Source organism: Bacillus cereus group sp. MYBK220-1 (assembly GCF_051916445.1).
Taxonomy (GTDB): domain Bacteria; phylum Bacillota; class Bacilli; order Bacillales; family Bacillaceae_G; genus Bacillus_A; species Bacillus_A cereus.
Genome location: NZ_JBQAGQ010000013.1, coordinates 46,640 through 58,568, shown reverse-complemented (window position 1 = coordinate 58,568; position 11,929 = coordinate 46,640). Strand labels below are relative to the sequence as shown.

The window sequence follows — 11,929 nt, the reverse complement described above, 5'->3', positions numbered from 1 at the left end:
TTCATCCTGAGCCAGGATCAAACTCTCCAATAAAGTTAGTTTGTCTAGCATCTAAAATAAAAATTGACGTTTCACGTTGTTTGTTTCGTTCAGTTTTCAAAGAACTACTTGATCGCTCGTTTGCGACTTCCTTATGTTAACATCTTCGTTAGTTAATGTCAACTAAGTTTTTCAATTTCTTTTTGTCGTTTTCTGCGTTTCCGCATCAGCGACGGTTATTAATTTAACATATACAAACTATTAACGTCAACACTTTTTAATAAAAAATTCTTTTTCTTACATAACGAATACATTCTTCTGTGTTAGCTACTCTCCGGAATAAACAGAAAATGATTTTATATCTTTCTTCCATGGCTTTTTTTACAACTTCATGAATACGCTCATCTTCAAAATCAAATAAAAGTTCCTCTAATTCTCTCTTCAATATGTATTCCATTTCTTTTCTCTCTTCTTTTGTCAACATCAGCCCAAGCAAACAATCACCTCAATAATTCCTTACGCAACAATAAACGTTCCGCTCATTTTCAATTATCACAATCCTATCATCCATTATATCCACTACTTACGATATTAATCCTTTGTTCTCTTTTTTATATTTCCAGCATATATGTAACTGAAAAGGATTGGACAAAGGGGCGTAATATTATGTTTTTCTTTTTTATTACGAGTAAGAGAAATTTTAAACACATTAGCTTAATAGTGATACTGTCCTTATTTACAGCATGGCTACTCTTTTTAAAAACATATTCACATGAATCTGCTTTTTCAACTGCTACAGGCCCTAAAGTAATTTACAAAGGAGACACCGCTAAAAAGCAAGTTGCATTTACGTTTGATATTAGTTGGGGAGACAAAAAAGCAATTCCAATCCTAGATACTCTTAAAGAAAAAGAAATTAAGAATGCAACCTTCTTCCTTTCTGCTGCATGGGCCGAAAGACACCCCGATATTGTAGAGCGAATCATGAAAGATGGACACGAAATCGGTAGTATGGGGTACAATTACACATCCTATACTTCTCTAGAGACAAATGAAATAAGACGAGACCTTTTACGAGCACAAGATGTTTTTACGAAACTTGGTGTAAAACAAGTCAAGCTGTTACGTCCACCTAGTGGCGAATTTAACAAAGCAACCCTTAAAATCGCAGAATCACTTGGATACACCGTCGTGCATTGGAGTAATAATTCAAACGATTGGAAAAACCCAGGTGTAAATAACATCGTTTCCACTGTCTCTAATAATTTGAAAGGTGGAGATATCGTCTTATTACACGCATCCGATTCTGCCCTTCAAACAAATAGAGCTTTACCGCTGCTCCTGCAAAAAATAAAAAGTGATGGATATGAGCAAATATCCGTTTCACAACTTATTTCCAACACAAGTACGAAAAGTGAGGATGTGAAGTAGCTTCTTCCCTACTACTCTTCACGCATAAAAAGCTCTACTACCTTTCAAGAAGGTGGTAGAGCTTTTTTAATCATACCATTTACAACATTATAACTGCTGTTGTATAAAACCTCTCTATTAAGCTGATTTACTTGTTTTTCCGATTAAACGATGTAATACAAGTAATTGATATGCATTACATAACAATAGCGGTATAACCATTAAATATAACCAATCTGTATCATTAATCCGAAGCGCCGGTACCCATTCAAGGATCGTTACAACAACCATAAAGAACAGAGCTGGCACAAATGCTTTTTTATTTGTTTCTTTACTTTTTACATAAGCAACAATTGCTCCAAACACAAATAACATTCCAGCAACAAGTATATTATTCCCTAACGAGACTTCCCCATTTGCAATAAGTACAGATCTTAAATACACAAAATCAAATAATACGAATGCAATAAAGAAGAGCTGGACTGCATTCCATAAAGAAGATGAGCGAAACATCCCTAGTCCAAAACGGTGGATTGTTAAATATGCAAAGAATCCCATTTGACTTATAACACTAAAAATAAATCCTACACCCATCAGCCAGAAAGATACTGCTAAAATCTCCTTACCGTCGAAATTTTGAAAAAATTTATTGTACTTGTCCCACTCCAAAACAAAACCAATAATAACTGTGCTAATCCCACCAAGAAACAACGTCGTTAAAAATAGTCGTACCCACTTGCGGCTATTCACAACACATCCCCCATTATCCTTATATTTCTAATTAAATTGTATCAATGACAATTTCAAAAAGCTAGCCATGTTCATGTATAAATTCCTTAAAGATATTTATATTAAAAAGAGAGAACTGTGCTGAAAGGAGTTCCAACTTATGAAACGGATGCTATTCATTTTCGTTTCTTCTTTTCTACTTATCGCACTTGCAGCATGCGCACAAGGAAAAGAAACGAAATCCGAACTAGATTACGATCAAACAAAGAAAATGATTGTTGATATTTTAAAAACAGATCAAGGTAAGAAAGCTATTCAAGATGTATTAACTGATGAAAAAATGAAACAAGCACTCATACTAGATGAAACAGTAGTAAAGAAAACGATTGAAGATGCCATGGTATCCGATAAAGGGCAACAATTCTGGGAAAAGCTCTTTAAAGATCCTGAGTTCTCATCAAAATTTGCTAAAAGTATGGGGAAAGAACAAACTCAATTAATGAAAACCTTATTAAAAGACCCTGAATACCAAGCAGGCGTTATAGAAATTATGAAAAATCCTGAAGTAGAAAAAATGATGTTACAAACAATGAAGAGTAAAGAATACCGTCAATATCTACAACAAGTACTAACAGAAACTGCTGAAAGTCCACTCTTCCAAGCCAAGATGATTGATATCATTAGTAAAGGTGTGCAAAAAGCTGAAAAAGGCGGATCTGGCAAGAAAGAAGCAGGCGGTGACGGTGGTTCTCAAGGCGAGAAGAAGGAAGAACAGTAAAAAATAATAACTATAATAACGAGTGGACAATTTATATATTGTTCACTCGTTATTACTTTATCTTGCTATTAACAGACAAAATGGACCCCTCTAATTAAGCGAAAGGTTTACTAGCAACAAAAGCCTTATTGTTGTCAGTAACAGGTGAACCCCACTGATTAAAGTTTCACTTTATTTTTGTGTAACAGCTGTTTTATCAATTACTGTTTCAGCTATTTTACTATAAATAATGCCCGTTGTATGTGTATCTTCATATACTGAAGGAGCAAAGTCTTCTTTATTCCAATCGGGTTGTTGCAGTGGAATACGACCAAGAACATTCGTTTGTAATTCGGTAGCTAACTTATCTCCCCCACCTTTTCCAAATACATATTCTTTCTCACCAGTTACCTTACTTTCAAAATATGCCATATTCTCAACAACACCAAGAATACTATGTTCAGTGCGCAATGCCATCGCTCCAGCACGCGCTGCTACAAACGCAGCTGTTGGATGAGGCGTCGTTACAATAATCTCTTTGCAAGATGGCAACATTGAGTGCACATCTAACGCAACATCACCTGTGCCTGGTGGCAAATCTAGTACTAAATAATCTAAATCGCCCCATTCTACTTCTGTGAAGAAGTGGTTTAACATTTTCCCAAGCATAGGTCCTCTCCAAATAACTGGTGCATTATCCTCTACAAAGAAGCCCATTGAGATTACCTTTACACCTAAACGTTCCACCGGAATTATCTTGTCACCTCTTACGATAGGACGTTTTTCTATCCCCATCATGTCTGGCACACTAAAACCGTAAATGTCCGCATCAATAATACCAACTTTTTTTCCTAAACGAGCTAAAGCAACTGCAAGGTTAACGGAAACAGTTGATTTTCCCACGCCACCTTTTCCACTCGCTACTGCTAAGAATGTTGTTTTTGAATTAGGTGACAATAAAGATTCACTTTGCTCTTCTTCTTGTTCCGGTGCAAACTGAGCTAATTCCTCTTCTGTAAATTCTGCAAAACGAAGTCCAACTGTTGCTGCCCCAAGTTCTTTTACTAACTTTACAATTCCAGACTGCAACTGCATTTGTTCCGCTGTACCGGTTTTTACGATTGCAATTTTGACACTCACATGTTCCTTCTCTGGCTTGACTGTTACCTCTTTAATTGCACTTGTTTCTTTTAATGTTTTATGTAAAAACGGATCTACAATCCCTTCTAACGCTTCAACCACTTGCTCTTTCGTTACCATAATTAGCCCAGCCCCCTGTATGAAAAATAACGTAATGTTAATTGAATTTATCTCTGCTTATCCTTGAAATAAATGCGTTTACATTTCCAGTATAACATATTTTCCGAAAACTTCGTTAACGAGAGAAGCTCAAAAAAATCCTCCTTATTCTGGAGGATTTCCTTTTTCCGTGAAATAACGTAATATACCACGGTATATTGCAGCTGCTACCTTTTGCTGATATTTCTCCGAATTTAACATATACCTTTCGTTCACATTCGATAAAAAGCCAGCTTCAATTAAAGCACCTGGTGTTTTAGAATACTTTAATAAATATACATGCGAAATTGTCTTAGCAGAACGATTCGTGTTCTCTAAACTTGTTCTCAATTCAGCCTGTATAAATTTTGCAGCACGTTCATTTTCAATCGAAGAGCGGTAATAGAACGTTTGCGCGCCTTTCGATCCACTACTAGTTAAAGCATTTAAATGAATACTTGCAAAAAAGTCTACATCAGGTTTATTGATGATTTCTACACGTTTTTTTAAATCCTCTGCTTTACGTCTACTATATGACTTTGTATCTTTGTTAGCTAAATCATAATCTCCCTCACGCGTTAAAATAACTAGTGCACCTTGTTCTTGTAAATAGTCTTGTACCTTTTTTGTAATTTCAAGCGTAATATCCTTTTCTATAATATCCTTTCCACCAACAGCCCCTCCATCTGGTCCACCATGCCCAGCATCTAACACAATTACTTTCCCTGATAAGGGTAAATTCCAAGCTCGCCACGATTTTGTAATTTGAAATTCTTGCTTGACTAAAAAAAACAATACAACCGCAGCGAGTGCAAAAGAGATAATTCGAATTCTCTTCATACCTTTCCTCCTCCAGCTAGTCCCTCTAATTACTTATATGGGACAAGAGGAAAGTTTATGCTTGTCTTAATGAAGCTTTAATCGATATCTTCTTTCACCTTTTTCATACCCTTCTTGCCACCACAATCCTATAAACTGCTGACAAGATTCAAAAAGTAACTCCTCATCTTTCAACTTTATTTCTCGCATAGTCATACTCGTTAAAAATTGAAATAGCGTTTCAGTTAATTGTTGTTCTTCTTCTAAAGCTCTATATTTCACATCAAAAAACGATTCACCATAATAACCAAATTTACTGTATCTCGCTCCTAATAAATAAGATTCTATCCCTAATTCAATACAGTAATCTTCATACTGACGATGAAGCTCTTGCATTTGAAAGGCATCACGAATATTTGAACGCAATGTTTTTAATGATAATTCCCGCAACATCTTCCGCTCGTATTTTAACTGCTTTTCTTTTTGTTTTTCTTGTAAGCTGACAATGACATTCATAGTACATATAAACCTCCCTAATACGTATTAGTCTAAACTTCTAAAGAAGAAGCATACGCGTGGCGGGAGCACTAAAATATTCCAAGCTATAAAAATTGCAAAAGAGGAATGAAACATAAAAAACCCCAACCAAAATGGTTGGGGTTTGTAGTTCGCAAAAATTAACGTTTTGAGAACTGAGGTGCACGACGTGCGCCTTTAAGACCGTATTTTTTACGCTCTTTCATACGTGCGTCACGAGTTAATAGACCTGCACGTTTTAATGTTAGACGGTATTCTGGATCAGCTTTTAATAAAGCGCGAGAAATACCGTGACGAATAGCACCAGCTTGACCAGTGTATCCACCACCATTTACGTTTACAAGTACATCGTAGTTACCTAAAGTTTCTGTTGCAACTAGAGGTTGTTTCACTACTTCACGTAATGCAGCAAATGGGATATAGTTTTCAAAATCACGACCGTTAATGATAACGCGTCCTTCGCCTGGAACTAGGCGTACGCGCGCTACTGAACTCTTACGACGTCCAGTGCCATAGTATTGAACCTGTGCCAAAGTAAGCCCTCCTTTAATTAATTATCCGCGAAGTTCGTAAACTTCTGGTTTTTGTGCTTGGTGTGGATGCTCTGCTCCAGCATACACGTTAAGTTTCTTAGAAACTTGACGGCCTAAGCGTCCTTTTGGAAGCATGCCTTTAATTGCAAGCTCTAACATTTGTACAGGGTAGTTTGTACGCATTTCAAGAGCTGTTCTTTGCTTAAGTCCACCTGGGTGGTTAGTGTGACGGTAGTAAATTTTATCGTTTAATTTATTACCTGTTAAATGAATTTTCTCAGCGTTAATAATAATTACATGATCACCCGTGTCAACGTGTGGTGTAAATGTAGGTTTGTTTTTACCACGTAAAATGGATGCTACTTCACTAGCAAGGCGACCTAAAGTTTGACCTTCAGCATCAACCACATACCATTTACGCTCAACTTCGTTAGCTTTTGCCATAAAAGTCGTACGCATGTGTTTCCCTCCTCGTTATCTTTTCCATAGAAAAAATCTATTGTTTATCTTAAACACGATTTCCTTCCGGGGCTAATCGTGGTTTTAGAAACAATACCATATGTTATGATATACTTTTGAGTTTCTAATGTCAAGCAAATGTTACACCAGGATTAGTTGTTATAGTTTACCTCCCATAAGTAAAGCCCATGACCTGGAGCCATCTTTCCAGCAAACTGACGATTTTGTTTCGCTAAAATCTCTGGAATGCTATCAGGATCAAGCTTTCCTTGCCCTACGCTAAGTAACGTACCAACAATAATTCTGACCATATTATATAAAAATCCATTACCTACAAAACGAAAAATTATTTCATCATTTTGTTCAATTAACTCGATTTCATAAATTGTTCGCACTTTATCTTTTTTGTCAGTTTTTGCCGAACAAAAAGAAGTGAAATCATGTGTTCCAATAAAATAAGGAATTGCTTTTCTTATAGAGTTGATTTCGAGCGGGTATGGATATTGATATACGTAATTTCTACGGAATACATCCGCAGTCTTTGATAATAATACACGATAACGATATTCTTTTTTCTCAACACCGTAACGTGCATGAAATTCTTCTGTTTTTTTCTCTACTTGCCTAATAACAATATCATCTGGCAACATTGTGTTTAAAGCATTAATCCATTGCCATTCTTCAAGAGACAAAGGAGTATCAAAGTGTATTACTTGTCCTTTTGCATGAACTGTAGAATCTGTTCTACCAGATGCCTGAACACGAACAAGTTCTCCCTTATGCAATTTCTGCAATGCTTTTTCTATCTCCTGTTGAACAGTACGATGGTTCGGCTGAATTTGATAACCACAAAAATGCATGCCATCATATGCAACCGTACATTTTATTCTATCCATTTCTCTATTCTCCATTACGATCGCACCCATGCCAAAATACAAGCTAAACAAAATAAGCTGACAATCGTTACTGTATCGCTTGTTTTCCAGCGTAGTTGCCTAAATTTAGTACGTCCTTCACCACTTTGATATCCACGAGCTTCCATCGCAATGGCTAAGTCCTCTGCACGCTTAAAAGCACTGATAAACAGAGGAACGAGCAGTGAAATAATAGCTTTCATTCTATCTTTTATCGGTCCCCCGGCAAAATCAATACCACGTGACGCTTGTGCTTTCATTATTTTACTCGTTTCATCCATTAATGTCGGGATAAAACGAAGAGAAATTGACATCATTAATGCGATTTCATGAACAGGAACCTTTATACGCTTCAACGGCTTTAATAACGTCTCCAAACCATCTGTAATTTCAATAGGTGTCGTCGTTAACGTTAATAATGTCGTCATTAAAATAATAACGAAGAATCGTACAGAAATGTATATCCCTTGCTCTAATCCTTTTTCATATATCGAAAACCAACCAAGCTGGAATAGTACATCCCCCTCTTTATTTGTAAAAATATGCAGGAAAAATGTAAAAAGAAAAATCCATAAAATTGGTTTTAAGCCCGAAAGTACATAACGAATCGGCACTTTTGCAAAAAATAAAGCAATGAGTGCATATAAAAATAAAAATCCATATGAAATCGCATTATTTGCTAAGAAAACAACAAATACATATAAAAAGACAATCAGCAGCTTCGTACGTGGATCAAGTTGATGAATAAGTGAATTCCCCGGGATATATCTCCCAATAATCAACTGCTGCATGATTCATGACCACCTTTTCGTAACACCTGCACAACTTCATGAGTAAGATCCTCTAAAGATAAGGTAGCCTTTGGAATTGAAATACCAAACTTCTCTTCAATTGCACGTTTATACTTTAATGACATAGGAAGATCCACACCAATTTTCTCTAGTTCATCAGCATGTGAAAATACTTCCTCTGCACTTCCTTGCAAAAAGACCGTTCCTTTATGCATAACTACAATCTGCTCCGCATACTGAGCAGCATCCTCCATATTATGCGTTACAAGGATGACTGTAAGACCCTTCTCCTTGTGCAGCTTATAAAACATCTCCATAAGTTCGTTCTGCCCTTTTGGATCTAGTCCTGCTGTAGGTTCATCTAATACAAGCACTTCAGGTTCCATTGCCAGTACACCCGCTATAGCAACACGTCTCATTTGTCCACCACTTAATTCGAACGGAGAACGTGCTAACAGTTCTGGTTCTAGCCCTACAAGTTCAATTGCCTTTCTAGCCTTTTGCCTTGCTTCGTCTACAGATACTCCAAAATTAGTAGGGCCGAAACAAATATCTTTCTCCACAGTCTCTTCAAACAACTGATGTTCTGGGAATTGAAAGACAACCCCTACTTTCTTACGTAGTGGCTTTAGCTTTTTTTCTTTCTTTCCTGCCGAAATCAAATGTTCACCAATTTGAACTGTACCATTTGTCGGCTGCAATAAACCATTTAAATGTTGAATCATCGTCGACTTTCCTGAACCAGTATGACCGATAATGGCATAATAGCCCCCACTTGGAAACGACACGTCTACATCATAAAGTGCGCGTCTTTCAAATGGAGTTTTATATTGATAACGATGTTCTACTTTTTGGAATGTAATCTCCAAAGTTCGTTCACCAAGCTTTCCATTGTAAGATGCGTATTTTGCAAGAGAATTTCATTTCTTTTTAATAATTCTGCTATTTTCACCGAAAACGGTACATCTAAGCCAATTTCTTGGAGCATATGAGAGGATTTGAAAATTTTTTCTGGAGTCCCTTCCTCTAATATTTCTCCCTTATTTAAAATAATGACACGATCTGACTGTGCCGCTTCTTCTAAATCGTGCGTAATTGATAACACGGTAATACCTTTTTGAGTAACAAGTTGTCTAACCGTTTCTACTACTTCACGTCTCCCTTGAGGGTCTAACATTGACGTTGCTTCATCTAATATTAAAATAGATGGTTGAAGTGCTAAAACGCCTGCTATTGCCACTCGCTGCTTTTGCCCACCAGATAAGGAATGAGGCTCATCATTAAGAAAATCTTCCATACGGACAAGTTGCAAGGCCTGTTCTAATCTTTCAATCATTTGTTCTCTTGGCATTCCGATATTCTCCAAGCCAAATACAACATCATCTTGCACTGTCGTTCCAACAAATTGATTATCTGGATTTTGAAATACCATTCCAATTTGTTTTCGAACATCCCATACCGTTTCCTCTGATAAAACCATTGTATCATTTACTGTAATAGTCCCTGCTTCTGGCAAAAACAAACCATTCAATAATTTTGCAAGTGTAGACTTTCCTGAACCGTTTTGACCAATAATAGATACCCATTCTCCCTCATATAAGGAAAATGAAACATCTTTTAATGCATAAGTGGCTGCCCCAGGATATTGAAATGATATATTTTCTATCCGAAGTTTCTCTTTTTTCAATAGAAGGCACCCTTTCCTTCGCCAAGTTAGCCTATTTTTATATTTAAAAAAAAGGGCCATGACCAGTTTCTTGAAAAGAACTGTCCTGCCCTTTTAATTATCATTATACTAACTCGATAATTACCATTGGTGCTGCGTCTCCGCGACGTGGACCAATTTTTGCAATACGAGTGTATCCGCCTTGGCGCTCAGCATAGCGTGGAGCTACATCAGCGAATAGTTTTTGAAGTGCATCTTGACCAGTCTCAGCGTTAGCTACTTCATTGCGAATGAAAGCTGCTGCTTGACGACGAGCATGAAGATCTCCGCGTTTACCTAAAGTGATCATTTTTTCCACTACAGAACGAAGTTCTTTTGCACGAGTTTCTGTCGTTTGGATGCGCTCGTTGATAATTAAATCAGTAGCTAAATCACGTAACATAGCTTTACGTTGCGCACTTGTACGGCCTAATTTTCTGTATGCCATTCGTAGTTCCCTCCTTTGTTGATGGGTTTAAATCCTCAGTCGTCTTTACGTAAACCTAAACCTAATTCCTCAAGTTTATGTTTAACTTCTTCTAAGGATTTACGTCCTAAGTTACGAACTTTCATCATATCTTCTTCTGTTTTGTTCGCAAGCTCTTGTACAGTATTAATTCCTGCACGTTTTAGGCAATTATAAGAACGAACAGAAAGGTCTAGTTCTTCGATAGTCATCTCAAGAACTTTCTCTTTTTGATCTTCTTCCTTCTCGACCATAATCTCAGCATTTTGTGCTTCATCAGTTAAACCAACAAAGATATTTAAATGCTCAGTTAAGATTTTGGCACCTAAAGAGATAGCTTCTTTTGGCCCGATGCTTCCATCCGTCCATACATCAAGCGTAAGCTTATCATAATTAGCCACTTGTCCGACACGTGTCTTTTCCACTTGGTAAGTCACACGTGATACTGGAGTATAAATAGAATCAATAGGAATTACTCCTATTGGTTGATCTTCGCTTTTATTTGCATCAGCTGGCGTATACCCACGGCCACGCTTTGCAGTTAAACGCACGCGGAAATGCGCATCTTTTGCTAACGTTGCAATGTGTAAATCTGGATTTAAGATTTCTACATCACTATCGTGAGTAATATCAGCAGCTGTGACAATACCTTCGCCCTGTACATCAATTTCCAACGTCTTCTCTTCTTCAGAGTAGATTTTAAGAGCTAACTTTTTCAAGTTTAAGATGATCGTCGTAACGTCTTCTACTACGCCCTCAACTGTTGAAAATTCATGTAATACGCCATCGATTTGGATAGCAGTAACAGCGGCACCAGGGAGTGAGGATAAAAGAATACGACGTAAGGAGTTACCCAAAGTAGTACCATATCCACGCTCAAGCGGTTCAATTACGAATTTACCATATTTAGCATCTTCGTTAAGTTCAACCGTTTCGATTTTCGGCTTTTCGATTTCAATCATTAACTAAACCCTCCTTCAAAACGTCGAAACCCCGGTTAAACAAAGGTATAACCCCTGTCTAACCGAAAGTCCCCCTTAGGCAGTTCCCGATTGTGCACAACAAGCGATGTTTCTGTACGAAATTTCTCGATAATGCATCATATCCATTATAGACAAAAGGGAAAATTCTATACAGAAAAATTACACACGACGACGTTTTGGTGGACGACATCCATTATGAGGAACTGGAGTAACATCTCTAATTGCTGTTACTTCTAGACCTGCAGCTTGAAGAGCACGAATTGCAGCTTCACGACCAGCACCAGGACCTTTAACAGTAACCTCTAAAGTTTTTAAACCGTGTTCCATTGCAGCTTTAGCAGCAGTTTCAGCAGCCATTTGCGCAGCGAATGGAGTAGATTTACGAGATCCACGGAAACCAAGTGCACCAGCACTAGACCAAGAAAGTGCGTTACCGTGAGTATCTGTAAGTGTTACGATTGTGTTGTTGAAAGTAGAACGAATATGAGCTATACCAGCTTCAATATTCTTTTTCACACGTTTTTTACGAGTGTTTGTTTTACGTGCCATTGTTAGTTCAACCTCCTTTA

The 11,929-nt window shown here is 37.2% G+C and carries 16 protein-coding genes; 2 read left to right on the top strand and 14 right to left on the bottom strand.

Annotated elements, in window-relative coordinates:
- Nucleotides 1–256: 256 nt before the first annotated feature.
- Entirely contained in the window at nucleotides 257–475 is a 219-nt protein-coding gene (locus ACTFRU_RS28680) for a hypothetical protein (RefSeq protein ID WP_000901147.1), read from the bottom strand.
- Nucleotides 476–645: 170 nt separating this feature from the next.
- On the opposite strand from ACTFRU_RS28680, the gene pdaB reads away from it, so the two are divergent.
- A complete protein-coding gene (gene pdaB, locus ACTFRU_RS28675; protein WP_000464703.1) occupies nucleotides 646–1,410 on the top strand; it encodes a polysaccharide deacetylase family sporulation protein PdaB in 765 nt (254 codons plus the stop codon).
- Between the two features lie 117 nt (nucleotides 1,411–1,527).
- On the opposite strand, the gene kbaA is transcribed toward pdaB, so the two are convergent.
- Nucleotides 1,528–2,139, bottom strand: coding sequence for a KinB signaling pathway activation protein KbaA (gene kbaA / locus ACTFRU_RS28670; RefSeq protein ID WP_001088527.1), 612 nt, complete (start codon nucleotides 2,137–2,139; stop codon nucleotides 1,528–1,530).
- 139 nt (nucleotides 2,140–2,278) lie between these two features.
- Here kbaA and gerD point away from each other — a divergent pair, with 139 nt between their 5' ends.
- Nucleotides 2,279–2,896, top strand: coding sequence for a spore germination lipoprotein GerD (gene gerD / locus ACTFRU_RS28665; RefSeq protein WP_000827295.1), 618 nt, complete (start codon nucleotides 2,279–2,281; stop codon nucleotides 2,894–2,896).
- Nucleotides 2,897–3,067: 171 nt separating this feature from the next.
- On the opposite strand, the gene ACTFRU_RS28660 is transcribed toward gerD, so the two are convergent.
- The 12 genes from ACTFRU_RS28660 to rpsK all read right to left on the bottom strand — a co-directional run bounded on the left by ACTFRU_RS28660 (nucleotide 3,068) and on the right by rpsK (nucleotide 11,909).
- On the bottom strand, nucleotides 3,068–4,135 hold the full coding sequence (locus tag ACTFRU_RS28660) for an Mrp/NBP35 family ATP-binding protein (protein ID WP_000256628.1): 1,068 nt from the start codon (nucleotides 4,133–4,135) through the stop codon (nucleotides 3,068–3,070).
- Between the two features lie 144 nt (nucleotides 4,136–4,279).
- A complete protein-coding gene (cwlD, locus tag ACTFRU_RS28655) occupies nucleotides 4,280–4,993 on the bottom strand; it encodes an N-acetylmuramoyl-L-alanine amidase CwlD (RefSeq protein ID WP_000822439.1) in 714 nt (237 codons plus the stop codon).
- A 66-nt stretch (nucleotides 4,994–5,059) separates the two neighbouring features.
- A complete protein-coding gene (locus tag ACTFRU_RS28650) occupies nucleotides 5,060–5,488 on the bottom strand; it encodes a DUF2521 family protein (protein WP_001101005.1) in 429 nt (142 codons plus the stop codon).
- Between the two features lie 161 nt (nucleotides 5,489–5,649).
- A complete protein-coding gene (gene rpsI, locus ACTFRU_RS28645; protein ID WP_000079986.1) occupies nucleotides 5,650–6,042 on the bottom strand; it encodes a 30S ribosomal protein S9 in 393 nt (130 codons plus the stop codon).
- 21 nt (nucleotides 6,043–6,063) lie between these two features.
- Nucleotides 6,064–6,501: a 50S ribosomal protein L13 gene (gene rplM / locus ACTFRU_RS28640; RefSeq protein ID WP_001260793.1), complete on the bottom strand. Its 438-nt coding sequence runs from the start codon at nucleotides 6,499–6,501 to the stop codon at nucleotides 6,064–6,066.
- Nucleotides 6,502–6,653: 152 nt separating this feature from the next.
- On the bottom strand, nucleotides 6,654–7,397 hold the full coding sequence (gene truA / locus ACTFRU_RS28635; RefSeq protein WP_002098927.1) for a tRNA pseudouridine(38-40) synthase TruA: 744 nt from the start codon (nucleotides 7,395–7,397) through the stop codon (nucleotides 6,654–6,656).
- 14 nt (nucleotides 7,398–7,411) lie between these two features.
- Entirely contained in the window at nucleotides 7,412–8,206 is a 795-nt protein-coding gene (locus ACTFRU_RS28630; RefSeq protein WP_001186526.1) for an energy-coupling factor transporter transmembrane component T family protein, read from the bottom strand.
- The gene (locus ACTFRU_RS28625; protein WP_000406533.1) at nucleotides 8,194–9,075 is read right to left on the bottom strand and encodes an energy-coupling factor ABC transporter ATP-binding protein; all 882 of its coding nucleotides are present in this window, start codon (nucleotides 9,073–9,075) and stop codon (nucleotides 8,194–8,196) included. Before ACTFRU_RS28625 ends, ACTFRU_RS28630 begins: the two co-directional genes overlap by 13 nt.
- A complete protein-coding gene (locus ACTFRU_RS28620; RefSeq protein WP_000711757.1) occupies nucleotides 9,051–9,893 on the bottom strand; it encodes an energy-coupling factor ABC transporter ATP-binding protein in 843 nt (280 codons plus the stop codon). The genes ACTFRU_RS28625 and ACTFRU_RS28620 overlap by 25 nt, the downstream gene beginning before the upstream one ends.
- A 103-nt stretch (nucleotides 9,894–9,996) precedes the next feature.
- Nucleotides 9,997–10,359, bottom strand: a complete 363-nt coding sequence (gene rplQ, locus ACTFRU_RS28615) for a 50S ribosomal protein L17 (protein ID WP_000331490.1) — start codon at nucleotides 10,357–10,359, stop codon at nucleotides 9,997–9,999.
- A 35-nt stretch (nucleotides 10,360–10,394) separates the two neighbouring features.
- Nucleotides 10,395–11,339, bottom strand: a complete 945-nt coding sequence (locus tag ACTFRU_RS28610; RefSeq protein ID WP_000569643.1) for a DNA-directed RNA polymerase subunit alpha — start codon at nucleotides 11,337–11,339, stop codon at nucleotides 10,395–10,397.
- Between the two features lie 180 nt (nucleotides 11,340–11,519).
- The gene (rpsK, locus tag ACTFRU_RS28605) at nucleotides 11,520–11,909 is read right to left on the bottom strand and encodes a 30S ribosomal protein S11 (RefSeq protein WP_000101798.1); all 390 of its coding nucleotides are present in this window, start codon (nucleotides 11,907–11,909) and stop codon (nucleotides 11,520–11,522) included.
- Between the last annotated feature and the right edge of the window lie 20 nt (nucleotides 11,910–11,929).